This is a genomic window from Pseudoalteromonas sp. Of11M-6 (assembly GCF_022347905.1).
Classification (GTDB): domain Bacteria; phylum Pseudomonadota; class Gammaproteobacteria; order Enterobacterales; family Alteromonadaceae; genus Pseudoalteromonas.
In genome coordinates this window covers 38,499-62,267 of the sequence record NZ_JAKRFW010000021.1, presented here as the reverse complement: position 1 = coordinate 62,267, position 23,769 = coordinate 38,499, and the positions used below count along the sequence as shown (strand labels likewise).

Genomic DNA, 23,769 nt, shown 5'->3' with positions numbered 1-23,769 from the left:
TTACTTTCCTTCCAGCATAGGTAAATCTAGTTTTTGTTCTTTTGCACAGTCTTTGGCTATGTCATAACCGGCATCGGCATGACGCATTACACCGGTACCTGGGTCATTCCATAGTACGCGAGATAAACGGGCGTCTGCTTCGTCTGTGCCATCTGCCACAATAACGACTCCCGAATGTTGACTGAAACCCATACCAACACCACCGCCGTGATGCAGCGAGACCCAAGTTGCACCGCCAGCCGTGTTTAACAAGGCATTGAGTAACGGCCAGTCCGATACTGCATCTGAACCATCCATCATCGATTCCGTTTCACGGTTTGGACTGGCTACAGAGCCAGAATCTAAGTGATCACGACCAATCACAATCGGTGCTTTGAGTTCTCCATTTTTGACCATTTCGTTGAATGCTCGTGCTAAACGCGCTCTGTCCTTCAGTCCAACCCAGCAAATACGAGCAGGCAGGCCTTGGAATTGAATGCGCTCGCGCGCCATGTCTAACCAATTGTGAAGGTGTGGGTCGTCTGGGATAAGTTCTTTAACTTTCGCGTCTGTTTTATAAATATCTTCAGGATCGCCAGACAGCGCAACCCAACGGAATGGACCTATGCCTTGGCAAAACAGTGGACGAATATAGGCTGGAACAAAGCCTGGGAAATCAAAGGCGTTATCAACCCCTTCTTCTAGGGCCATTTGGCGAATGTTATTCCCGTAGTCAGTTGTCGCGGCCCCGCGCGATTGCAGCGTTAGCATGGCTTGTACTTGCACCGCCATAGATTGTTTTGCGGCTTTTACAACTGCTTGTGGATCGCTTTCGCGAAGCGCGGCTGCCTGCTCCATAGTCCACGTTTGCGGTAAGTAGCCGTTTAATGGATCGTGCGCAGAAGTTTGATCGGTCACTACGTCAGGCGTGATATTGCGCTCAACCAATTCAGCATACACATCCGCTGCATTGCCCAACAGGCCAACTGATACCGGTTGTCCAGCAGCATTCGCTTCATCAATGATAGCTAACGCATCATCAAGTGTGGTTGCCTTTCGGTCCACATAACGTGTGTTAAGACGAAAATCGATTCGTGACTCATCACACTCAACAACGAGGGCGCTAAAGCCTGCCATTGTTGCCGCGAGTGGTTGTGCGCCGCCCATCCCGCCAAGGCCACCCGTTAAGATCCACTTGCCTTTCGCCTCACCATTAAAGTGTTGCTTTGCCATTGCTACAAAGGTCTCGTATGTGCCTTGCACTATGCCTTGTGAGCCAATATAGATCCAAGAACCAGCGGTCATCTGGCCGTACATCATCAGGCCTTTTTTATCGAGTTCGTTGAAGTGATCCCAGTTAGCCCAATGTGGTACTAAATTTGAGTTAGCAATTAAGACGCGAGGAGCATTGCTATGAGTTTTGAATACCCCGACAGGTTTACCTGATTGCACCAGTAAGGTTTCGTCTTCTTCTAAGCGGTCTAACGTTTCGACGATTTTATCGAAGCATGCCCAGTCGCGAGCGGCGCGGCCAATACCGCCATAAACTACTAGTGCATTTGGGTGCTCAGCAACTTCAGGGTCAAGGTTATTCATCAACATTCGCTTTGCCGCTTCAGTAAGCCAGTTCTTTGCGGTAATGTCTGTACCTCGTGGCGCGCGGATCTCGCGGCTAGGGTCTAATCTTGGGTTGTCACTCATTCTGCTCTCTCCTGTTGTATATACAACCTAAGTGAAACGTCTAGTTGCTGCGATTGCTTAGTTTCGCTAGGTTGTTAGTCTATTTATATTGCATGGCAATCTAGGCCGCCATGTCGTTTTGATTTACCTGCCGCGATATTTGGCGACACTTTATGTGTTACGACCTTTGCTTAAAGGTGAGATGACCACCTAAGCGATATTTACTGCCTGGCGAAATTAATCTCGCGAAGCTAACAATGCCCTTTGCAGACCAAGTTCGGCGGATCATTTGTAAGCATGGTTCTTCATTATAAAGCCCAAGCCACTGGCAAACCTCTGGTGATGGCATAACTGCTTCAACGGTGTGTCTAGCCTCTGTGAGTGGCGCGACTTGAGATAAATATTCGTGAGGGGTAGTCAGTTCAAAGTTTTGGTCTAAATACTCCGGTGCCAACTGTGGATTAACAAAGCGCTCTTCGACTTGCAGTGGTTGTTCATTTTCATTATGTACAATTACGCTTCTGTAGACTGGCGCGTCCGCTTCTACACCCAGTGCAATGGCGATAGGCGCTACTGCAGCAATAAGTTCAAGCGTTAGTACGGTACATGAGTATTTGCCATTGCGTGCGTTGACCTCGTCGGCAATATTGCGGATCTCAAGTAACGAAGACTGAGATTTAAAACTGGCAACAAAAGTACCTAGACCTTGGCTACGAGTTAAAATTCCGGCTTCAGTTAGCTCGCTTAGTGCTCGTCTTGCGGTCATTCGGCTAACATTAAATTGGTCAGCTAACTCATTCTCCGACGGCACGCGCTCGTTTTCGAGCCAGCGCGCGGCGCGAATATTATCGATAATATATTGTTTTATCAGCGCAAATTTAGGAAGCTCAGGCACAATTGTTGTCTCGAGTTCATATTTATGTAAATAAAGATGGCACACTTCTCTTGTATATACAAGTATCCCTGATAGACTCAATGGATAAATCTCGCAGTGAGCGAGTTTCTTTTAATGTGTTGGCATATGGATTTGATTTAGATTAGGACAAGTATGATGTTAGAAGCCGATTTGCTTATTATCGATGTCAATATTGCAACTATGGATCCCAATTTGGATACCCCTTATGGTGCGATAGAAAACGCAGCGATCGCTATTAAAGATGGCAAAATTAATTGGTTAGGCCCTCGTAGTGAACTACCTGAGGTTGACGCCATAGCAACCCCTATTCATAAAGCCAATGGCCAATGGTTGACCCCAGGGTTAATCGACTGCCACACGCATATTTTATTTGCAGGTTCTCGGGCCAACGAATTTGAGCAACGATTACTGGGGGCGTCATATCAAGAGATTGCCGCGCAAGGTGGTGGTATCGCAAGTACTGTTAAGGCGACACGATTGGCAGACAGAGAAACGCTGTATGTTAACGGTAAGAACCGCTTGAATAGTTTACTCAAAGAAGGGGTTACCACGGTTGAAAGTAAATCGGGTTACGGCCTAGACGTTGAAAATGAGCTAAAGCTGCTAGAAATTAATCAACTACTTAATGAGCATCACCCGATTGATGTGCATAGCACGTTCTTGGGCGCGCATGCATTACCCCCAGAGTACAAAGACAATAGCCAAGCCTACATTGATTTAGTCTGTGATGAGATGCTGCCACAAGTTGCTTCGCGCCAATTAGCAACGGCTGTTGATGTATTTTGTGAGAACGTCGGATTTACCTATCAGCAAACTGAGCAAGTATTTACTCGAGCACAACAGTTGGGATTACAGGTTAAATGTCATGCTGAGCAGCTATCTAATCAGCATGGCAGCGAGCTGGTGGCAAAGTTTAAAGGGCTTTCAGCGGATCATATTGAATATCTTGATGAAGCAGGTGTGGAAGCAATGGCGAAAGGGGACGTTACTGCGGTGCTTTTACCTGGTGCTTTTTATTTCTTACGAGAAACGCAATTACCACCAATTGACTTGCTCAGAAAGCACAAAGTAGCAATGGCACTCGCTAGCGACTTCAATCCAGGTACTGCGCCTTTGTGCTCACTGCGATTAATGCTAAATATGGCATGCACATTATTTAGAATGACACCGGAAGAAGCGCTTAGCGGTGTTACGGTTAATGCTGCGAAAGCCTTGGGGTTGAGCGACCGTGGAGTATTGAAAGTTGGAACGCGCGCGGACTTAGCGTTATGGGACATTACCCATCCTGCACAGTTAAGTTATCAATTTGGTGTAGCGGACCTGTCAAATTTGTGGATCTTAGGTAAACTTAATCAGTAATGATCCTTTTATAAGCAACAAATTATGCTTTCAATTTCAACAGCTAGTGGCGGAGCCACGGAATTATTGCTGTCTGAAGGAATAGCGATACTAATTACGCCAATGATGGCAGGCATGGCCGGAGCCATTGTAATGGGGGCGTTAGCATTAATGTTGCAGCGCCCCTCTGGTATGCTCAAGCTGGCTCACCTTAGCAGTGCAACACTTGCAATACTGCTCGCCTTTACGGGCAATATCACTACATTACATTTACTTACTCTGACGATACTCCTGTATCTATTCCATGGCTTACAGGAGCACAAAAGTGGCTTATTGTTGATAAGTGCTGCGGCGATAATCACTTTAGTAATGTGGACTGTGTCTGAATATCTATGGACATTTCCTGCCCAGCATGGCGCAATTGTCATTGTGTTTATGTATATTCTTTTCCTTGCCTATCAAGCGTATAGCAGCGCAAATGAATTTGAATTGAAAGAACACAATGATGACCACACCGAGCATGAAAGTTTGGGGTTACCTGGTCGGCAAAGTTTTAAACGTGCTTTTAATGAATATCGCCAAACGGGAGGGAGCCCTTGTATGCTCGTGCTAGTCCGTCTCATGGGTTTCGAGCAGGTAAATTTTCATTTAGGGCGTGAGTTTGGTGACTTGCTGCTAGCTCAGTCGGCTAATCGTATTGCACAATGTTTGCAATCAGGCGATGTTATGGCCATCACTCATGGCAATGAAACTGCGAAAATGGCGCATCTAGGTGGTCTTAACTTTGCGTTTGTATGTTCGTTAAAGCATGGTAAGCACTTTCATGAGCAGCTGATAGAGGAAATATCAAACAGCACTTTAAAGCCATTCAATGTTGGTAGCTGTACGTTAGAGATCATGATGCGTGCGAGTTATGTGAATTGCGATGAAGAAATGGGGCAGCTTGAGAACCTGATTTCTTGCGTGTTTTTAGCGCTAGATACACAATCAGAAGCGCATCAGCATAGCCATCAACAGGTCGTGCCGTATCAACAACGTATGCAAATTCATCGGCTGGAGCAACAGGTTAGGTTGTCGGAGTTAGCTAAAATCAACTTTAGATCTGAGTTTGAGCTCTATTTTCATCCAGTCGTTCGTCATGAAGATAACAGCATTGAGTTTGTGGAATTATTGTTGCGTTGGCAGCATCCAAAGCAAGGGATTTTAAGTGCCAATGAGTTTATTGATGATATTCGTTTAGTTGGACTTGCCATTCCCGTTGCTGAATATGTATTAGAGCGTGCATGCGAAATTGCATTGGCACTGAAAATGGAAGGGATCAGCGTTCCCATCAGTATTAATGTCTTTGGTGCTGAGCTCTTGAGCGAAAGCTTTATCGAGTTTATTGACTACACTATGCTCAACCATCAGTTAAGCCCTGGCGCTATCATTATCGAGTGTCCAGCTAGTATGCTTGCCGAACTAGATGAGCAAGAAATTGCGATGATCAGTCGTTTGAAGAACTTGGGTGTAAAAATGTGTGTCGATAGCTTTGGTGATGCGCCGCTGGTACTTGCTAAATTACCCGCACTGCGTTTTGAGTACGTGAAACTGTCGCGCAATATGACGCAAGAACCAGAGCATATGGGGCATACCAAATCCTTGGTAAAAGGCATTGTAGAGATGCATCAAGAAAAGCACTGTCGCGTGATTGGCGAGGGTATTGAATCTCTCGGGCAACTCGAGTTTGTAAAAAGCATTGGCACGGTGGCAGCGCAAGGGTTTTACTTTTCTCGACCACAGAACAGCAATATTTTGATCAGTTGGCTGAAACAAAGGCTACCTCAATAACTAGGAGCGCCTTACCTTTACATTGGTTTGGCTGTGACAGTGTTTAGCGCCTCTGTTGACGGGTACTTAAATAAGCGTTCGCAAGGTTCGTTAGTATTTGGCCACAATGTTCGATACCCGCCTGCTCACCAAGTGGGTGTCTAGCCGGGGCTGCTTCACATAAGTGCAAATATTTAGCATTTCGAGCCTGAGCCATACGGTACACAAAATATTCGGCATCGCTACTTGTGAAGCCTTGATAGGTCAGGGCACTTGCAGGCATACCGACGATGGCATCAACGTCTAACTCTACGCCTAATGGAATGTCGCTTGGCATCGTTGCCAACGCTTTGTCGAGTGATGCGGATAAACTCTGAGTTTGCCTGGTTTTTATCGCTTGATAACTTGAAAATCCGAATCCAGCGTTTTGCAATTGAGTAAGGATTGTTTGGTTGTTTTTGTGCTCGTGCAAGCCGATGACATGATAATGCGACAAACTACCAGCTTGATGCGCGTAACTGAAGCCATTACCGCTATGTCGCCCTTCACAAGCTCGAAAGTCAGCATGAGGGTCAAAGTTGATGGCACCAGCGGCATGCTTGCTGGCCTCAAAATGTGCCTGCAAAATACCAAAAGCATTATTGTGACCACCACCAATGATAATTGGCTCCAAGCCTGCAGCAAAGATAGGTGCTAGGGTTGCAATAACTTGGCTGTCGAGGTCAGCACAGAGAGTGCGTAGCTGCGCTAGCTGTTCGCTATTAGCGTTATCGAGCGATAGTGCACGCGTTTGAATAGCGAGGGTATCCACCTCGCCTAGCAACAAAACCTTATCGCCTGACAAAAACTGGTTATCGGGCTGATTCAAAAAGCGTTTTAAGAAGGCTTGCCAACCGAGCTCGGCGCCGCCTTGCCCGCAATTGGCGCGCGGACCTATATCCTCGGGGATCCCCAACAACACGTAACGGATCCCAAATTGGGCCGCGTCTCTGAGCGAAGCCGCGTAGTCATGATCACATTGTAAAAAGCTTATGCTTTGCCAAATTCTGGTTTCACCGGCTCTTGCACTGACAAAAGTGGCAATATTACTTTCATCATATATACGGACTGCTGTACTCATGACTGTTACTTCTAGCGCTTAATTGTCTTCGTTATCATCTTCTAAAATTAACTCTTCCGCAGAGATGATAATGCCGGTGGAGTCGGCGTAAACAAAATCATCTTCGTAAAAAGAGACACCTGCGAAATTAACGGGAATGCCGACTTCGCCGCTGCCACTGCTATCTGCTGCTACTGGGATAGAAGCGATTGCTTGAATGCCAATATCGCTTTCTTCTAATTCATCAACATGGCGCACCGCGCCGTAAACGATGATGCCTTGCCAGTTGTTCTCGACCGCCAGCTCAGCTAAATCAATATCAACCAGTGCACGACGAGTTGAACCACCACCATCAACGAGCAGCACACGACCAGTACCGTCTTGTTGTAGTACATCTTGGATCTGCTCATTGTTTTCAAAACATTTGACGGTAGTGATACGACCACTAAATGACGTCTGGCCGCCAAAATTGATGAACATAGGCTCTAGCACATCAACCACATCAGCAAAGTGGTCGCAAAGATCAGAAGTGCTGTATTCCATATTGAATCCTCGAATATTGATTGTCGATAACCAGTATACTCTCATACTTGTGCTTAGCAATGCTTTGATTCAACTTACATATTTGTGTCTTAAAAGTGTCACCTATTTGTTATTTTGCTCTTCTATGCTGATATTGTGAGCAATTAGGCGTGACTCGAATGATGAAAGCAAAACTAGCCGAGCTGGACGCTGCATTATACTTTGTGGTGTTTTGCCCTAAACCAAGAAACTGGTTTAGATTGATAGCATTAGGTCTATCCAAAAGTGGCAACGGTGGACTCTATGTGTTGGTCGCAATTGCGTGCGCTCTGTTTTTGGAGCAGCTAGGTCAGCAATTTGCACTCACCGTGATTTTGGCCTTTGCAATTGAAAGGCCGCTTTACTTCTATCTAAAAAATCGTTTTGCACGATTACGACCATGTGACTGCTACGCAGTGAAAGCCTTGTTGACGCCGAGTGATAAGTTTAGTCTGCCCTCGGGGCATAGTGCTGGCGCTTGGCTATATGCGACTTGCTTGATGGAGCAAATTCCACTAGCTGCGTTTCCGTTGATGATTTGGGCTTCAGGAGTGTCATTGTCACGCGTAATTGTAGGGGTACATTATCCACTTGATGTGGTGCTTGGTGCGGCAATGGGTGTTGCCTGTGCAAGTTTAGCGATAGTGATATTAGGAAGCGTATGAAAATACTATATGGTGTTCAAGGAACGGGAAATGGCCATACGACTCGAGCTCGGGTAATGGCAAATTGCTTTCGCAACATGGGAATTTCTGTTGACTACTTTTTTTCTGGACGTCCTTCGGAAAACTATTTCGATATGCATGATTTTGGTGATTATCGCAGTTGCCGAGGGTTGTCATTCGTTACCGAGCGTGGCCAGTTAAATCGTTTAAAAACTTTTCAGTCGCTCAAGTTTGGTGAGTTTATTCGCGACGTTAGAAAATTAGATGTATCAGGTTATGACTTGATCTTTAACGACTTTGAGCCTGTCAGTGCGTGGGCAGGAAAGCTGGCAAAGGTTCCGGTGATAGCAATGAGTCATCAAGCGTCATATTTATATGATGCTGTTCCACAATTTGCCGTACAGCCTTGGCACAAAGCCCTGATCCGGTATTTTGCACCAGCTGATATTCATCTTGGGGTGCACTGGCAACCGTTTGATAAGCATATTATTCCGCCTTTTATTCCTTACGAGGCTGAGCAGGAGCAATGTGCATCGATAATTAACAAAGTTTTGGTTTATCTGCCGTTTGAAGCTTTGGATAGCATTATTGAGTTGTTAAAAGATTTCCCTGATAAGGAGTTTTACTGCTATCACCCGGATGCCGACAATGCTTCTTTGCAACATATTCACCTGAGAAAACCGAGTCGTTCTGGGTTTATTCAGGACTTAAGAAATACCAGTGGTGTGATTGCAAATGCCGGGTTTGAGCTGTCTAGTGAAGCATTAAAACTCGGTAAAAAACTGCTACTTAAACCATTAGATGGTCAATTTGAACAGCAGAATAATGCACAGACGCTAGCCGAACTCGGTCATGCCCAAGTGATGAATTATCTCAATGCTGGGGCGCTGGAAGAATGGCTGCGAACAGACGCGAAGGCATCGTTTTATTTTCCATCCGATCCTAGCTTGCTAGTGGAGTGGTTGATAGGAGGTCAATGGCACAATATTGATTTATTGCACAATCAACTCTGGAATGGTGTTAATAATTTGTATGTAAAAGCGGCGTAAATATATTAATTTGTAATATGAACCCAGAATAATTACCTATTATGAGGCAAGGCTGAAAGGCTTCAGCTATACTTTAGCCAGTCTATTAACATTGTAGGTAAGCCGATGGCGGTATTAGAAAATCTGACTATCAGACGTCGTTTGCAAGTGAATGCATTAGTGGTAGGGATTGCCTTGGTTGTTATGTTAATTATGATCATGTACGAAGCTCGTACTATGCTGAAATTGAATGAAACCATTCAATATGCAGAAGAGCTCGACATTCATGAATTAGCAATGCGCAAACACGAGAAAAATTTCCTTTTTTACAAGCAGGTAGATTCACTCGATGAGTTTGAAAACGAGTATCGTGAGCTGCAAACTAAGCTCGCTTTGTTGCAAGGTACTTTTTCTGATTTTGATATCGATTTAGGTCGGATCAACGAATTTGAACGCTTAGCAAAAAGTTATTACGATGACTTTCAAAAAGTGGTGCAATTACAAAAAACAATTGGTTTGCATCCAAAGGATGCTCTTTACGGTGAGCTTCGTGGTGCGGTACACGAGGTAGAAACACTACTAAAAGAGCAGCAGAATTATCAACTCCTTTCAACCATGCTGCAGCTTCGTCGAGCCGAAAAAGACTTTATGTTACGTTTTGATACCAAATATCTTAAGCGTTTTGACGAGCTAGTTGCACAGTTTTCTCAGGAAATTCGTAGTGCTGGGTTTAACGCTCAATATCAATCTAAGCTACTTAGTTTATTGAGCACCTATCAATCCAAATTTGCGGGTTTAGTTCGAGCACAAGAAGCACTTGGCTTAGATTTAACGAGCGGTGCGCTTGGCAAGATGAAAGTGAGTGTTGAGAAAAGTGATGCGGTGGTCTCTGAAGTCGTGGAGCAGGCAAAGGCAGAGATCAAAGAAAACGTTGATAAAACTCAGATGCTTGCCATCGGTGTATTTGTTGTGGCTGGTATTATCGTGATGACTTTGGTGTTATCGACTAGTCGCTCAATTATTCAGCCCGTAGAGCGCGTTTATCAAACCATTGAGCGCATTCGTCGTGAAAATAATTTAAGTCTACAAATTGAACAAAGCGGTAATGACGAAATCACGATTATGACCCGTGATTTTAATAGCTTAATTTCTGACTTCAGAGATCTCATTGCTGATGTGAATGGAGCGTTGGCAACTATTAATGAAGCCACGGATCATTTAACGGAGACAACAGCCCAAACGAGTACTGGTATGGCTGAGCAGTTGCACGAAGCGGATATGGTTGCAACCGCTGCGACCGAGATGCAAGCGACGATCCAAGACATTTCTCATAATACGGGTGAAGCGGCGCATAAAGCCGAGACAACGAATGAAAATGCGCAACAAGGTCGCCGTGAGGTCACAGCAACAATTGAGCACATCATGCAGTTATCGGAATCGTTAGGTGGTGCTTCAAGTGTTGTTGCTCAGTTAGAGCGTGACGGTGAAACTATTGGCTCGGTATTGGATGTGATCCGTGGTATTGCAGAGCAAACAAACTTACTTGCGCTAAACGCTGCTATTGAAGCTGCACGTGCGGGAGAGCAAGGTCGAGGTTTTGCTGTTGTAGCGGATGAAGTTAGGTCACTTGCGCAGCGTACTCAAGACTCCACGCAAGAAATTGAAAGTATCATTTCTACACTGCAACAGCGTACACGAGAAGTGGTGAACATCATGGAACAATGTCGTGAACAAGGCAATGAAAGTGTGTCGCAAGCCGAAAAGGCTGGGGAGTTGCTCAGCATGATCACCCAAGATGTGCAAACGATTATGGAAATGAGCACACATATCGCGACGGCAATTGATGAACAAAACCAAGTTGCTTCAGAAGTGAATAAAAACGTGGTTAAGATCAGAGACATTGCGCAAGGTGCCTCAGAGCATGCTCGCTCTAATGCGCAAAGTAGTGAAGAAGTCGCAGAGCAAGCGCGCGTATTACACGAAGCCGTGGCTAAGTATCAGGTATAAACACCAATTCAACCTGAGGTTCTTAATGTCAAAGCCCCACTTAATTTATAGTGGGGTTTTTTATTAAACCTGAGGCTCGGATAAGAAATGAGCTTGCTTATTATTTTTAAGGTTCAGGTTGATTGTCATTTTGAATATTGAGAAGCGTATTGCATTTAAGGTGACTCTATTCAACATCGTGAGTAATATGTACTGTTGTAGAAATTTTCCGGATCGTCTTAGGTAGGGGTTTGCATCTTTAAAAGGTATGTTTTATAAAGAGAAAATCACATGTTGAAAAGGAATATTTAAATGAAACTCTCCACACGTCATTCTTGTATCCGGGGGCTATTTTTACTTTTGGTTATGGGAAACTTTTCTGTTCAAGCTTCGATGTTATGTCGAGATAGCTTCGATACTGTACGCAATAACATGACTAATATGAATTATAAAAGCTTTGATCAAACACCTAACTCTGGGTGGCGAGTACTGTATAATCAGGGTTGTTATTTAGAAGCTGCAATGCTCATTGAGCAATATAAAACCATGACTGGAGAGCAGCAAGCAAGTTTGCAATGGCATTTATTTCAGAATTACGCTATGGCGGGAAAGCGAGAACAGGCGATAGAGGTTGGAGAGGCACTTCTGCTCTCTGCGAAGAATAATCCTGCCGAGTTCCTTTGGGTAGAGTATATAGCCGCGAGTGTTGCGTTTTTAAAAGAAGATCGAGTGACACTAATGAAGATGCGTAACAAGCTAGCGGCACAAGCTGATTTCTTCCCCAATAAGATGAATTTAAAGGTTTTAGATAGCTTGGTCGATAATGTCAAATCTTCGTATCAGGCTGCTTATCAACAGTAAATTTAAGGCACAAACTTGATAGGTACGCTGTCCTTTTGGGTTTTATACTCTTCTACAGCGTTTACATATTCCTGCCATAGCACATCGTGTTGTGTAGCTATAGTGTATAAGTATTGCCAGCTGTAGAGCCCTGAGTCGTGGCCATCATCAAAAACAAAGCGTGCAGCATAGTGACCAACGGGTTCAATTTTCTTTATGGCGACATTCTGTTTGTTTAGCACGAGTTGCTTTTGCGCCGGACTATGCCCTTGCACTTCGGCGGATGGTGAATGTGTTCGTAAGAATTCGGCACTTAGCGTAAAACAGCGGCCGTCCTCAAAATAAACATCGAGTACTTTACTGAGCGTATGATAATGAAGTTTGGTGACTTGATACATAATTGGTATAACTCAAAAAGCGGAGCAAGGCTCCGCTTTTGATTTTAATTTACAGAATGAAGCGGCTTAAATCTTCATCCTGAACAAGCATGTCTAAATGCTGTTCAACGTAGGCGGCATCAATCGTCAAGGTATCACCGGCCTTTTCACTGGCATCGAATGAAATCTCTTCCATCAGCTTTTCCATCACAGTGTGAAGGCGGCGCGCACCGATGTTTTCAGTTTTCTCGTTGACCTGATATGCAGCTTCAGCCAGTTTAGTGATAGCGTCATCGGTAAAGTCGATAGTGACGTCTTCTGTTTTCAGTAGCGCTTGTTGCTGCTCTGTAAGAGATGCATTTGGCTCAGTTAGAATACGTTTGAAATCACCCGCAGTTAGTGCTTCTAGTTCAACGCGAATAGGTAAACGACCTTGTAGTTCAGGGATTAAATCCGACGGCTTGGCCATTTGGAACGCACCTGACGCGATAAATAAAATGTGGTCGGTTTTTACCATGCCGTGTTTAGTATTAACGGTTGAACCTTCGATAAGTGGTAGTAAGTCGCGTTGTACACCTTCACGGCTAACATCTGGGCCAGAAGATTCTCCGCGCTTACAAATTTTATCGATTTCATCAATGAACACGATACCGTTTTGTTCAACTGACTCAATAGCTTGCTCTTTAAGCTCTTCTGGATTAACAAGCTTTGCAGCTTCTTCTTCAATCAATAGCTTAAGTGCTTCTTTAATTTTCAGCTTACGGTTCTTTTTCTTGTCACCCGACATGTTTTGGAACATGCTCTGTAGCTGGCTGGTCATTTCTTCCATACCAGGAGGTGACATGATCTCAACATGAGGCGCCGTTTCTGCGATGTCGATCTCAATTTCTTTGTCGTCTAACTGACCTTCACGTAGTTTCTTACGAAATACTTGGCGTGTTGACGAATTTTCATTTGGCTGAGACTCACCATAAGCGTCTTTTGCTGGTGGCAAAAGTGCATCTAAAATACGCTCTTCGGCAGCTTCTTCAGCGCGGAATTTGAATTTCTTGGTTTGTTGTTCACGTGTTAGCTTAATAGAAACTTCGACTAGATCGCGGATGATGGTCTCAACTTCTTTACCAACATAACCCACTTCGGTGAACTTAGTCGCTTCTACTTTGATAAATGGTGCGTTAGCAAGCTTTGCTAGACGGCGGGCAATCTCAGTTTTACCCACACCCGTTGGGCCGATCATCAAAATATTCTTTGGTGTAACTTCTGCACGCAGCTCTTCATCAAGCTGCATACGACGCCAACGGTTGCGCAGTGCAATCGCGACGGCTTTTTTGGCTTTGTCCTGACCGATAATGTGTTGATCAAGCTCGTGCACAATCTCTCTTGGAGTCATAGCTGTCATGACGAGTCCTATTACAATTCTTCGATAGTTTGGAAATTATTGGTAAATACGCAGATATCGCCGGCGATCTTCAGGCTCTTTTCCACGATTTCTTTCGCACTTAAGTCGGTATTTTCAAGTAGTGCGGTTGCAGCCGCCTGTGCGAAGTTACCACCACTGCCGATAGCAATAAGATCATGCTCTGGCTGCACCACGTCGCCGTTACCTGTGATGATAAGCGAGGCGGTTTCATCGGCTACCGCAAGTAGGGCTTCAAGCCTTCTTAATGCTCTGTCGGTACGCCAGTCTTTTGCCATTTCTACGGCTGCTTTAGTGAGATGGCCTTGGTGCATCTCTAGCTTTGCTTCAAAGCGTTCAAATAATGTAAATGCATCAGCTGTACCGCCAGCGAAACCTGCCAGTACTTTACCATTGTATAGACGACGTACTTTACGTGCGTTGCCTTTCATAACTGTGTTACCAAGCGAAACTTGGCCATCACCGCCGATAACCACTTTGTCATCGCGACGAACACTAACGATGGTAGTCATAGTAATCCTTATCTGGGCCTGTGCCCGTGTAACTCTAGATTAGTAGGAAATATGGGTGGACTTATAAAAATCAAGTCCAGCCCCAAATCCCGCAGCCAAATATCCCAACGCGTTGTAATTTGTTTTTATCGCTTTCTGCTAAACGCTTGGTATCGTAGGGGCCAAGACGGACACGATACCAGACACCGTTACTCCCTTCGGTACGACGGATCTCCGCGATTAATCCAGCAAACGCAACTTTGGCTTTCATGGCTTCGGCTTGGCTATGGGTTCTAAATGAACCACACTGCATTTGATAGGGACCTTTGCTCTCGATCTCTTTAACTTCGACCTTGATTTCATGATTTTTAATTTCTTCAATGAACTCAGGTGGGCGAGGTTTTGGTTTAATAACCTTTTGCTCTGCAACTGGGTGTGGGTTTTTGGCTTGCTCTACTTCTTTAGGATCGGCATTGGTTTTTATAAACCAAAGACCGTAGGCAAACCCTCCGATTAGTAGAAATGCAAAAATAGCAGCAATAACAGGAAATTTCGCCGATTTTTCTGGCTTGTCTTTCCCCTTGCCTTTAGGTTTCTTATTGATGTAATCGTGCTGTGCCATAGGTTATTTGATTTTAATAGCTATCCATTGGATCAACATCTATGCTCCAGCGTACTCGATTGGCAGACTCATGCGTAGCGATATAGCGCGCAAGTTGCGAAAGGTAGTCCCGCAGCACAGTGCGTTGTTGTGCGTGTATGTGTAATTGATATCTGAACTTTCCAGCTATTCGTTCAAGTGGTGCTGGAATTGGACCCAGCAATTGTATACCAGGATAGGGGGTAGCTGGAACCAAATCCGACAAAAAGCGCAATACTGTATTTATATTTGTTGCCTCGGCGCGGATGATAGCTAAGTGTGCGAAGGGGGGAAGCATAGCTTCTTCACGCTCTTGTAAGGCATATCGCGCGAAGTCGCCATAACCATTATTAATTAAATCTTGCAATAATGGATGTTCTGGAAAATGCGTTTGCAATAACACGGTTCCCGCTTCACCGGCACGTCCGGCTCGTCCAGCAACTTGCGTAATGAGCTGTGCCATTTGCTCGGTTGCTCTAAAGTCACAAGAGTAAAGTCCTGAGTCCACATCCAAGATAATCACAAGGCTGACATCGGCAAAGTGGTGGCCCTTGGCAAGCATTTGAGTGCCGACCAGAATTCGCGCGCCACCTTGATTAATTTCTTCAAGGGCGCTTTCAAGGCTGCCCTTACGGCGCGTAGAATCTCGGTCAATGCGAGTGACGGGAATATCAGTGAAGCGTTCGCTTAAGAAGCCTTCGAGTTGTTCTGTACCAAGCCCTGTGGGCATGATTTGGGTGCTGCCGCAATCTGGACACTGTCTCGGTACAAAGTCCTGTTCACCACAATGATGGCATACCAAGCGGTTCATGTTTTTATGGTACGTGGCGCTAGTAGAGCAATGTTTACAGGTATTAAGCCATCCGCATTCGTGACACATCAATGTTGGTGCAAAGCCCCGACGATTTAGAAACACCATAACTTGCTTACCGCGAGCGAGTGTTTTTTCCATCCAATGTAAACTCATTGGTGAAAACCCGCCTTGTTCTGGCTGACCTTTCATGTCGACAAGGTGAAATTGGTTGTCGTGCTGGGTCTGCGCTCGTTTACTCAGTGTGACGAGTTGATATTTGTTGGTAATGGCTTTGTGTAATGTTTCTAATGCCGGTGTTGCGGTTCCCAAAAGCAAAGGGCAGTGTGCCTGATGCGCTCGAAATGCAGCGAGATCTCTGGCGTGATAGCGCAGGCCTTCTTGCTGTTTAAACGAGTTGTCGTGCTCTTCGTCAACGATGATCATGCCGAGATTTTGAAATGGCAAAAAAATGGCCGAGCGAGTACCGATAACCAAAGCGCTCAGACCCTTTTCGGCGCGACGCCAAGTATGTAGGCGCTCATTATCGGTTAGATTTGAGTGCCATAAATCAATGGGCAGGTTATTAAAGCGCTTTTTGAAGCGGTTGACTGTTTGCGGTGTGAGTCCAATTTCAGGCACCAAGATCAGTGCTTGTTTACCCGCTTTTATTATGTTTTCAAGGCTCTGTAAGTAGACTTCGGTTTTACCACTTCCCGTTACACCTTCGATTAAAAAGGTACGGTAACCGACTTGTGCATTAACGGCGCTGCAAATAGTCGCTTGCTGGTCGTTTAGGCGTGGCTTTTCGCCTAGCTGTAATTCGTTTTGCGACCAATCACTATCATGCTCAATAGATTGTGAGATAAGCGCTTTTTCTTCCAATGCTTTAATTGTTTGGCTAGCAAATCCGAGCGCTTTGAGTTCACTTAATTTTATTGCACCACCTTCATGTAATTGAGAAAGCAGCGCTTGTTGCTTTTTGGCTCGCAGTGTTGGTAGTTTCTGCCCTTTTTCCGTTAATCTGACGATAGGGATCTGAGTTTTGTCTGGGCTTCCTCCATCTCTGAGTACCGCCGGTAGTGCTGTGAATAAGGTATCGCCAATTGGATGACAGTAATACTGAGAGACAAAGTGTAAAAAGCTAAGTTGTGCTTGATTAAAGACAGGATGCTCGTCCAACACCTCAATAATTTGCTTGAGTTTTTCTTTTGGTACATCGGTGTCGTCTTTTTTAGCAAGCGCAATCGCTGTGCAGCGACGGTTGGCGAAATTGACGGTGACTCTCATTCCTGCTTCAACTTGCATGGTTGGTGCTAGCAAATAGTCGAATGTTCGGTGCAGTGGCAGCTTTAAAGCTACTTCAAGAATGAGCATGTATTACAATTCCATAAAGTGAGCGCAGTGACGAAGTATATACCTAAGGTGGTACGAATTGAAAACGTACTCTGCGAAGGTGATAAAAAAACTCTGAAATATTGCTTGTAGATTGTTCAGTTAAGCACTAAAATACGCGTCCACATTTTTGTATAACTACGTATGGTGCCAGACTTCGGGTTTGGAGAGCGATACGGCCTTAACTAGAGGTTGCTATGAAAGAAGGTATTCACCCTAATTACGAGACGATCACTGCATCGTGCTCTTGCGGTAACAAGTTCGAAACTCGTTCAACGCTATGTAAAGATATTCACCTAGACGTATGTTCTGCATGTCACCCGTTCTACACTGGTAAGCAGAAGATCCTTGACACAGGTGGCCGTGTAGATCGCTTTAACAAGCGTTTCGGTGCACTTAGCAGCAAGAAGTAATCTTGTTGGTCTAGTCGAAAAAAGCACCTTTAGGGTGCTTTTTTTGTGCCTGTTTGAAAATACCTTCTCGATTTATACATCCTATTCTGCATCAGCAGATAGACCGTCAGTCATCCCGTCTTATTGTCTCTTTTATTCTTCTAAAATAAAAAACTTGCCAGTTTGGCAGCAAAACTTTACTGATCTCTTGGGTAGAGTAAAAACTCTATTTAGCAGATAAATATTGAACATTTACGAGCTTAAGTTGTGAAAATAATCAAAGCTCATATAGTAAATACTATCAGGTATGAGCACGTAATATAAACTAAAGTCAGTATATTGCGATTAAATGTCGGTATCTTGACGTTAAAGTTAGTTAAGTTGCAATTTTCTTATTGTTTTTATAGTTGGTGTACATTTGTGCTAGTTTTATACATTCTGTGCTGGTTTTAGCGTCTTGTTTTTTAAGTTTTAGTCATTTTATTTGTGAAATATTTCTTAAAATTGAGCTTATCTTCTCGGAAAAGTATAGAAAATACCATGCTAGTGGATAGACCTGATTTTACTTGAATAATGAGCAAAACTCGGTATTGTGTGAATACGGTCGATTAACTATATGTCCTATTGACATACCGCGACAGCAAAGCACATACGCTTGTTGAGTGGTTGAATGTCGTCGCTCATATAGTTAATCGCACTGTGTGTTGCTGTAACCAGCTAGCTAGGTTGCCAACATTCAGAATGCGAACGTTTACCACACTCTCACATTAACTTCGTAGGAAAATATCGCGCCATGACAGACTTTCGTCAACAAGCTCTAGATTATCACGAGAAGCCCGTTCCAGGTAAAATCAGTGTTGAACTCACTAAACCTGCCGAGACCGTAAAAGACTTAGCACTTGCATACAGCCCAGGTGTTGCAGAGCCAGTACGTGAAATCGCGGCTGATCCGGCGAATGCATACCGTTACACGGGTAAAGGAAATATGGTTGCGGTGATCAGTAATGGTACGGCAATTCTTGGCTTGGGTAACTTAGGTCCTTTGGCGTCAAAGCCTGTTATGGAAGGTAAGGCACTATTATTTAAGCGTTTTGCGGGCCTTGATTCAATCGATATCGAAGTTAAGCACAACACCACTGAAGACTTCATCAATACTGTGGCAAATATCGCAGACACATTTGGTGGTATTAACCTTGAAGATATTAAAGCGCCAGAGTGTTTTGAAATTGAGCGCGCGCTAATTGAACGTTGTGACGTTCCTGTATTCCATGATGATCAGCACGGCACTGCAATTGTAACCGCTGCGGGTATGCTGAATGCGTTGGAAATCCAAGGTAAAGATATTCATGATGCGATTATTGTGTGTCTTGGCGCGGGTGCAGCCGCTATTGCTTGTATGGAATTACTGATCAAATGCGGTGCCCAACGTGAGCACATCTATATGCTGGACAGAAAAGGCGTGATCCATACTCGTCGTGATGACCTAAATGAATACAAAGAGCTGTTTGCAAACAACACGGATAAGCGTACGTTACAAGACGTGATTGCAGATGCGGACGTATTTGTTGGTGTTTCTGGCCCAGACTTACTTTCTGCTGAGGATCTAAAGCTAATGGCTGACAAGCCAGTGGTATTCGCTTGTTCTAACCCAGACCCTGAGATCAGCCCTGAAGTTGCACACGGTGCACGTAATGATTTGATCATGGCGACAGGCCGCTCGGATTATCCAAACCAAGTAAATAACGTACTGTGTTTCCCGTTTATCTTCCGTGGTGCGCTTGATGTACGCGCAACCGCTATCAATGACGAGATGAAGATTGCAGCGGTTGAAGCAATTAGAACGATTGCGAAAGAGCCTGTACCTGCTGAAGTGTTAAAAGCGGCTGACGTAGATAGTCTAGAGTTTGGTCCTGAGTATATTATTCCAAAACCAATGGATCCACGTTTGTTACCTCGTATCGCAAAAGCGGTAGCGATAGCTGCAATTGAATCAGGCGTGGCACAAATCGATATGCCAGCTGGATATATGGAATAATACCATTGGTATTATTCCAATGAAAAAGCCTCGATTGAGGCTTTTTTTGTGTCTGTATTTCCAGAGCGAAAGAGTAGTTATCACTCTTCGTTTATTTCTGGGATCTCCAAACCGCGCTCTTCCATTATTTGTCTTACCTCTAAAGGAATACGCTCTGGATTATCTTTTCTCAAGTCTTCATCGCTCGGCAGTGGCTGGCCTGTGAAGGCATGTAGAAACGCCTCACATAAAAGCTCACTGTTCGTGGCATGACGTAAGTTATTCACTTGGCGACGTGTACGCTCATCAGTTAGCACTTTGAGTACATTCAGAGGTATGCTCACCGTGATCTTTTTTACTTGCTCTGCTTTCTTACCGTGTTCTGCATATGGGTGAATATACTCACCGTTCCATTTTGCCATAATTGTGTACTTGCCTCAGTTACATCAATGCCAATATGACTGGGTTCTGGTCTACATTATTCACCAACCGCATGAATATAGGGATAACCTTACGAATTAAAGATAAATCCCAAACTCAAATAGATGAATAAACTAATCCGCCATAGCGAGATAGAAGAATCTCTGCCATAGTTTTCAATAACTCAGTCGTATTAGCAACGCCTAGAGTGGCGAAATTTTATCGGTTTAAAAAAGATAGTCAAATACTAGTTATTTAGCCATTTAGCAGTATAAATGTTTTGACTTCTGGTTTCTGTTGCTCTAACCTTTTAGACGTCTAAACATCCAACTATCTAGGTGACCTTATGAGTCAAGTTAATAAATCGACGGTAGCAGTGCGTCACGGTATAGAAGCTGATAAAGCACATGGGGCAGTAGTGCCACCGCTTTACCTTTCTACCACCTATTCTTTTGCCGATTTTGATACCAAACGCGACTACGATTATGGCCGCAGCGGTAACTTTAATCGTGATGTGCTTGCACAGGCACTTACCGAACTTGAAGGTGGTGCTCGTGGTATTATTACCGCCACTGGCATGGCTGCCGTTCACCTAGTAACTCAACTGCTTAACCATGACGATACGCTGGTTATTCCACATGACTGCTATGGTGGTAGCTATCGCTTGTTTACATCGCTTGCAAAGCGTGGATTGCTCAAATTAGCCGTCTTGGATCTCACACAATCAGAAAGTCTTGCACAGCTGCAGCAGATCAAACCTAAATTAGTTTGGATTGAAACACCAAGTAACCCAATTTTGCGGTTAACGGATATAGAAGCTGTCGTAAATGCAGCACACGCTGTGGGGGCTTTGGTCGCCGCTGACAACACCTTCTTGTCTCCTGCATTACAAAACCCCATTGCCTTTGGCGTGGATGTCGTCGTGCATTCAACCACTAAATATATCAATGGTCATTCTGATGTAGTGGGGGGCGCGGTGATCGCGCGTACACAGGAATTGGGTGATGAGTTAGCTTGGTGGGCGAATAATATCGGTATTACCGGTGCACCTTTTGATAGTTACCTTACCCTACGTGGACTGCGCACCTTAAATGTGCGTTTACGCCAACATCAAGAAAATGCTCAGCTTATTGCGGAATATTTAGAAAAGTCGCCGTATGTTAGCCAAGTTTATTACCCTGGCCTTGAGTCGCATCCTCAACACGAACTTGCGAAAAAACAACAGCTCGGCTTTGGTGGCATGGTGAGCTTTGATATCAAAGGCGATCTGCAAACATCTGCGAAGTTTTTAACGTCTCTAACGCACTTTTCATTGGCAGAATCTTTAGGTGGGGTTGAGAGTCTTATTTGTCATCCAGCGACGATGACACACGCGGGTATGGATCCGCAAGCACGTTTAGAAGCGGGAGTGGGCGACACGTTGATTCGTATTTCTGTAGGCATTGAAGATGCACAGGATCTCATTGCAGATCTGGAATCGGGATTTGCATGTATTGATGAAAGTCAGGCGAGTGATGATGCTAAGTCATTCAAATTAACGCCGGCACATACAGTAGCGTTATGGTGAGTAAATGGCAAAAGTAGTACATAAGTTTGGTGGTTCGAGTTTAAGCTCGCCAGAGCGTTATCAGGCGGTTGCCAAGATAGTGTTAGAGCAATGTCAACTAGGTGACAGTGTTGTGGTTTCTGCTGCAGGAAAAACAACGAATACCCTAGTGAAGTTATGGCAAAGCTTTGAGCAGCAAGATGTTCGCGCATTCAACGATGTTTTATTACAAGTTGAAAATCATCAACGTGAATTAATTGATGCCCTGTTTGTAGGTGAACAACACAGTGTGTTACTCAAACAGCTTGTCAATGAGCTGCAAGCAATCGCTTCAGGACGAGAAGAACAGCATCTTCACTACGCGAGTTTACTTGCACATGGAGAGCTATGGTCGGCTCGTATATTAGCAAACTACCTAAGTTCTCAAGGTATCGAAGCCAAAGCTATCGACGCTCGTACGTTATTTGTACAACAAGAGGGGGTGTTACTACACGCCCATAACAAAGAAGCGTGCTATCGCGCAATTGATGATCACGCTATCTATATCGTTACCGGTTTTATTGCCGCAAATGCACAAGGTGAAACGGTGACTTTAGGCCGAAATGGCAGTGACTATAGCGCGACTTTGTTGGCAAGTTATCTTGATGCGGCTCAAGTATCAATTTGGACGGATACAACGGGTGTATTCAGCACTGATCCACGTAAAGTCGCCAATGCCATAAAATACACAAAGGTATGTCGTGGCCAAGCTGAATTACTCGCACGATTAGGTAATCCAGTACTACATGCAAAAACGCTGTCTCCACTTAAAGATACTGATATAAAACTGCAAGTTCGCAGCAGCTTTGACGCCGATGCACTTGGCACTGAGATAGTAAAGGCAGGCTATAGCAAAGAGAAGCGCTTTATTACCACTTTTGGACAACTTGACCTGTTACGCGTTGAGCAGCTAAAAAGTGGTGAAGTGAAACAGCTAAGCCAGCTTATTCAACATAGCATTCATCATTTTGTTAAAGGTGGAGAGGCACACTTACTGGTGCCATCTGAGTTTAGCCATGTTGTGATTAAAGCGCTGGATTCGCGAGCCAATATTATTGAGTCGCAAGTACAAGGCTTTGCTATTGTTGCCCCAAGTCAGGATGTTGCTGGCTTACATCAGCAAGCTCTGGAATTATTGGATGAACATGCGATTGTCACCCGTTTTGTGCTGCAAGAGCGCCATTACAGCTTAGTGTTAACCGATCAAGCAATTGATAGCGATCTACTTGCTATATTGCACGAACGTTTGGTCAATAAAGGCAGAGAGCTTGCTGTGATTGTAGCTGGTGTTGGCAATGTGGGTGAAGTGTTTATCGAACAATGCAAAAACCAAGTCGCTAAGCTGAGTGAGCACTTTGATCTTAAGTTGGTTGGCTTACTGCGTTCTAAGCAAATGTTGTTCTGTCCAAGCGGGTTGAATTTAGCATCGTGGCAACAGCAATGGCAAAATGAGGCCATCGAATATAATGAAGCAGAGCTATTCACTCGTATTAAAGAGCTAGATTACGAGCATAAAGTGGTGGTCGATATTACTGCGAGCGAGCGTTTCAGCGAGTTGTATCCACAGTTTGTTGAACATGACTGCCATTTGATCAGCGCTAATAAATATGCCGGCACGGCACAACAAGGTTGGTACTCCAAGCTGCGTCAGCAGTTACAAGAGCGTAACCTGTTATGGCGTTACAACACCAGTGTTGGCGCAGGTCTACCCATTAACTTTGCGTTGGCTGATCTGCAAAATAGTGGCGATGAAGTGGTGAGAATTGAAGGCGTCTTTTCCGGCACTTTATCTTGGCTGTGTAGTCGCTATGATGGTTCTGAAGCATTTTCTGAGCTAGTGCTCGGGGCGCAAGAACTTGGTTTTACTGAGCCCGATCCGCGCGAAGATCTATCTGGCCGTGATATGCAGCGTAAGCTTTTGATCTTAGCACGAGAGTTAGACATTGAACTTGAGCTTGATGATATTGAATTAGAGGCGTTAATGCCTGAGTCATTGAGTGTGGGTTCATGGCAAACGTTTTTAGAAAATCGCCAGCAACTCGATGACTTTTATGCGACACACTATGCAAAGGCCACAGCGAATGACGCTGCGCTTCGTTATACTGGTGCGCTTGAAATTGCAAGCAATGGCAAAGTGTCTGCAAAAGTAGGCATTGCACAGGTACCAAATGGCTCGGCAATCGCGAATTTAACGCCGGGTGATAATATTTTTGTGATCCACACTAAATGGTATGAACAAAACCCGCTGGTGATCCAAGGCCCGGGGGCAGGTAAAGAAGTGACAGCAGCGGGAATACATTCCGATTTATTCTGGCTGACGCAAAATCTAAAATAACTCTTTTAAGAA

At 44.5% G+C, this 23,769-nt stretch carries 20 protein-coding genes; 10 read left to right on the top strand and 10 right to left on the bottom strand.

From position 1 onward, the window contains the following. Both hutU and hutC read right to left on the bottom strand, forming a co-directional pair. Nucleotides 1–1,680, bottom strand: coding sequence for a urocanate hydratase (gene hutU / locus MHN32_RS12340; protein ID WP_239421832.1), 1,680 nt, complete (start codon nucleotides 1,678–1,680; stop codon nucleotides 1–3). A gap of 157 nt (nucleotides 1,681–1,837) precedes the next feature. After that, entirely contained in the window at nucleotides 1,838–2,599 is a 762-nt protein-coding gene (hutC, locus tag MHN32_RS12335; protein ID WP_138582995.1) for a histidine utilization repressor, read from the bottom strand. A 111-nt stretch (nucleotides 2,600–2,710) separates the two neighbouring features. Here hutC and hutI point away from each other — a divergent pair, with 111 nt between their 5' ends. Both hutI and MHN32_RS12325 read left to right on the top strand, forming a co-directional pair. Further along, nucleotides 2,711–3,934 carry an imidazolonepropionase gene (gene hutI, locus MHN32_RS12330; RefSeq protein ID WP_119232052.1) on the top strand — a complete coding sequence of 408 codons (1,224 nt, stop codon included), beginning with the start codon at nucleotides 2,711–2,713 and terminating at the stop codon, nucleotides 3,932–3,934. Between the two features lie 24 nt (nucleotides 3,935–3,958). Beyond that, nucleotides 3,959–5,743: a GGDEF domain-containing phosphodiesterase gene (locus MHN32_RS12325; RefSeq protein WP_239421831.1), complete on the top strand. Its 1,785-nt coding sequence runs from the start codon at nucleotides 3,959–3,961 to the stop codon at nucleotides 5,741–5,743. 43 nt (nucleotides 5,744–5,786) lie between these two features. Here MHN32_RS12325 and MHN32_RS12320 read toward each other — a convergent pair whose 3' ends face one another. Both MHN32_RS12320 and rraA read right to left on the bottom strand, forming a co-directional pair. Then, the gene (locus MHN32_RS12320; protein ID WP_239421830.1) at nucleotides 5,787–6,842 is read right to left on the bottom strand and encodes an arginase family protein; all 1,056 of its coding nucleotides are present in this window, start codon (nucleotides 6,840–6,842) and stop codon (nucleotides 5,787–5,789) included. An 18-nt stretch (nucleotides 6,843–6,860) separates the two neighbouring features. Continuing rightward, entirely contained in the window at nucleotides 6,861–7,364 is a 504-nt protein-coding gene (gene rraA, locus MHN32_RS12315; RefSeq protein ID WP_010607046.1) for a ribonuclease E activity regulator RraA, read from the bottom strand. A gap of 158 nt (nucleotides 7,365–7,522) precedes the next feature. Between rraA and MHN32_RS12310 the strand changes: the two genes are divergently transcribed. The 4 genes from MHN32_RS12310 (at nucleotide 7,523) to MHN32_RS12295 (ending at nucleotide 11,922) form a co-directional block, all read left to right on the top strand. After that, on the top strand, nucleotides 7,523–8,047 hold the full coding sequence (locus tag MHN32_RS12310) for a phosphatase PAP2 family protein (protein WP_010368944.1): 525 nt from the start codon (nucleotides 7,523–7,525) through the stop codon (nucleotides 8,045–8,047). After that, nucleotides 8,044–9,096 (top strand): MJ1255/VC2487 family glycosyltransferase, encoded by a 1,053-nt coding sequence (locus MHN32_RS12305; RefSeq protein ID WP_010607047.1) that lies wholly within the window; start codon nucleotides 8,044–8,046, stop codon nucleotides 9,094–9,096. The genes MHN32_RS12310 and MHN32_RS12305 overlap by 4 nt, the downstream gene beginning before the upstream one ends. A gap of 105 nt (nucleotides 9,097–9,201) precedes the next feature. After that, nucleotides 9,202–11,082 (top strand): methyl-accepting chemotaxis protein, encoded by a 1,881-nt coding sequence (locus MHN32_RS12300; protein ID WP_130126991.1) that lies wholly within the window; start codon nucleotides 9,202–9,204, stop codon nucleotides 11,080–11,082. A gap of 291 nt (nucleotides 11,083–11,373) precedes the next feature. Then, nucleotides 11,374–11,922 (top strand): hypothetical protein, encoded by a 549-nt coding sequence (locus MHN32_RS12295; protein ID WP_239421828.1) that lies wholly within the window; start codon nucleotides 11,374–11,376, stop codon nucleotides 11,920–11,922. 2 nt (nucleotides 11,923–11,924) lie between these two features. On the opposite strand, the gene MHN32_RS12290 is transcribed toward MHN32_RS12295, so the two are convergent. The 5 genes from MHN32_RS12290 to priA form a co-directional block, all read right to left on the bottom strand. Further along, nucleotides 11,925–12,299, bottom strand: a complete 375-nt coding sequence (locus MHN32_RS12290; protein ID WP_010607050.1) for a DUF971 domain-containing protein — start codon at nucleotides 12,297–12,299, stop codon at nucleotides 11,925–11,927. Between the two features lie 49 nt (nucleotides 12,300–12,348). Continuing rightward, on the bottom strand, nucleotides 12,349–13,677 hold the full coding sequence (hslU, locus tag MHN32_RS12285; RefSeq protein ID WP_239421826.1) for an HslU--HslV peptidase ATPase subunit: 1,329 nt from the start codon (nucleotides 13,675–13,677) through the stop codon (nucleotides 12,349–12,351). Between the two features lie 11 nt (nucleotides 13,678–13,688). Next, nucleotides 13,689–14,207: an ATP-dependent protease subunit HslV gene (gene hslV / locus MHN32_RS12280; protein WP_010368932.1), complete on the bottom strand. Its 519-nt coding sequence runs from the start codon at nucleotides 14,205–14,207 to the stop codon at nucleotides 13,689–13,691. 70 nt (nucleotides 14,208–14,277) lie between these two features. After that, nucleotides 14,278–14,808 carry an SPOR domain-containing protein gene (locus tag MHN32_RS12275; protein ID WP_017217264.1) on the bottom strand — a complete coding sequence of 177 codons (531 nt, stop codon included), beginning with the start codon at nucleotides 14,806–14,808 and terminating at the stop codon, nucleotides 14,278–14,280. A gap of 13 nt (nucleotides 14,809–14,821) precedes the next feature. Further along, entirely contained in the window at nucleotides 14,822–16,993 is a 2,172-nt protein-coding gene (gene priA, locus MHN32_RS12270) for a primosomal protein N' (RefSeq protein ID WP_102057635.1), read from the bottom strand. Between the two features lie 215 nt (nucleotides 16,994–17,208). On the opposite strand from priA, the gene rpmE reads away from it, so the two are divergent. Then, nucleotides 17,209–17,424, top strand: coding sequence for a 50S ribosomal protein L31 (rpmE, locus tag MHN32_RS12265; protein WP_010607053.1), 216 nt, complete (start codon nucleotides 17,209–17,211; stop codon nucleotides 17,422–17,424). Nucleotides 17,425–18,196: 772 nt separating this feature from the next. Continuing rightward, the gene (locus tag MHN32_RS12260; protein WP_235367996.1) at nucleotides 18,197–19,438 is read left to right on the top strand and encodes a malic enzyme-like NAD(P)-binding protein; all 1,242 of its coding nucleotides are present in this window, start codon (nucleotides 18,197–18,199) and stop codon (nucleotides 19,436–19,438) included. Nucleotides 19,439–19,518: 80 nt separating this feature from the next. On the opposite strand, the gene metJ is transcribed toward MHN32_RS12260, so the two are convergent. Continuing rightward, on the bottom strand, nucleotides 19,519–19,839 hold the full coding sequence (gene metJ / locus MHN32_RS12255) for a met regulon transcriptional regulator MetJ (protein WP_010368921.1): 321 nt from the start codon (nucleotides 19,837–19,839) through the stop codon (nucleotides 19,519–19,521). Nucleotides 19,840–20,183: 344 nt separating this feature from the next. Between metJ and metB the strand changes: the two genes are divergently transcribed. Then, nucleotides 20,184–21,404 (top strand): cystathionine gamma-synthase, encoded by a 1,221-nt coding sequence (gene metB, locus MHN32_RS12250; RefSeq protein ID WP_069020523.1) that lies wholly within the window; start codon nucleotides 20,184–20,186, stop codon nucleotides 21,402–21,404. Between the two features lie 4 nt (nucleotides 21,405–21,408). Beyond that, nucleotides 21,409–23,757, top strand: coding sequence for a bifunctional aspartate kinase/homoserine dehydrogenase II (gene metL / locus MHN32_RS12245; protein ID WP_102057632.1), 2,349 nt, complete (start codon nucleotides 21,409–21,411; stop codon nucleotides 23,755–23,757). The last annotated feature ends 12 nt before the right edge of the window (nucleotides 23,758–23,769 follow it).

Excerpts from the sequence above, each read along its gene's own strand:
- priA (WP_102057635.1), bottom strand. The coding sequence starts at position 16,993 with ATGCTCATTCTTGAAGTAGCTTTAAAGCTGCCACTGCACCGAACATTC.
- hslU (WP_239421826.1), bottom strand. The coding sequence starts at position 13,677 with ATGACAGCTATGACTCCAAGAGAGATTGTGCACGAGCTTGATCAACAC.
- metL (WP_102057632.1), top strand. The coding sequence starts at position 21,409 with ATGGCAAAAGTAGTACATAAGTTTGGTGGTTCGAGTTTAAGCTCGCCA.
- MHN32_RS12305 (WP_010607047.1), top strand. The coding sequence starts at position 8,044 with ATGAAAATACTATATGGTGTTCAAGGAACGGGAAATGGCCATACGACT.
- MHN32_RS12295 (WP_239421828.1), top strand. The coding sequence starts at position 11,374 with ATGAAACTCTCCACACGTCATTCTTGTATCCGGGGGCTATTTTTACTT.
- MHN32_RS12310 (WP_010368944.1), top strand. The coding sequence starts at position 7,523 with ATGATGAAAGCAAAACTAGCCGAGCTGGACGCTGCATTATACTTTGTG.
- rraA (WP_010607046.1), bottom strand. The coding sequence starts at position 7,364 with ATGGAATACAGCACTTCTGATCTTTGCGACCACTTTGCTGATGTGGTT.
- MHN32_RS12320 (WP_239421830.1), bottom strand. The coding sequence starts at position 6,842 with ATGAGTACAGCAGTCCGTATATATGATGAAAGTAATATTGCCACTTTT.
- hslV (WP_010368932.1), bottom strand. The coding sequence starts at position 14,207 with ATGACTACCATCGTTAGTGTTCGTCGCGATGACAAAGTGGTTATCGGC.
- hutI (WP_119232052.1), top strand. The coding sequence starts at position 2,711 with ATGTTAGAAGCCGATTTGCTTATTATCGATGTCAATATTGCAACTATG.
- rpmE (WP_010607053.1), top strand. The coding sequence starts at position 17,209 with ATGAAAGAAGGTATTCACCCTAATTACGAGACGATCACTGCATCGTGC.
- metJ (WP_010368921.1), bottom strand. The coding sequence starts at position 19,839 with ATGGCAAAATGGAACGGTGAGTATATTCACCCATATGCAGAACACGGT.
- MHN32_RS12290 (WP_010607050.1), bottom strand. The coding sequence starts at position 12,299 with ATGTATCAAGTCACCAAACTTCATTATCATACGCTCAGTAAAGTACTC.
- hutU (WP_239421832.1), bottom strand. The coding sequence starts at position 1,680 with ATGAGTGACAACCCAAGATTAGACCCTAGCCGCGAGATCCGCGCGCCA.
- MHN32_RS12325 (WP_239421831.1), top strand. The coding sequence starts at position 3,959 with ATGCTTTCAATTTCAACAGCTAGTGGCGGAGCCACGGAATTATTGCTG.
- MHN32_RS12260 (WP_235367996.1), top strand. The coding sequence starts at position 18,197 with ATGACAGACTTTCGTCAACAAGCTCTAGATTATCACGAGAAGCCCGTT.
- MHN32_RS12275 (WP_017217264.1), bottom strand. The coding sequence starts at position 14,808 with ATGGCACAGCACGATTACATCAATAAGAAACCTAAAGGCAAGGGGAAA.
- MHN32_RS12300 (WP_130126991.1), top strand. The coding sequence starts at position 9,202 with ATGGCGGTATTAGAAAATCTGACTATCAGACGTCGTTTGCAAGTGAAT.
- metB (WP_069020523.1), top strand. The coding sequence starts at position 20,184 with ATGAGTCAAGTTAATAAATCGACGGTAGCAGTGCGTCACGGTATAGAA.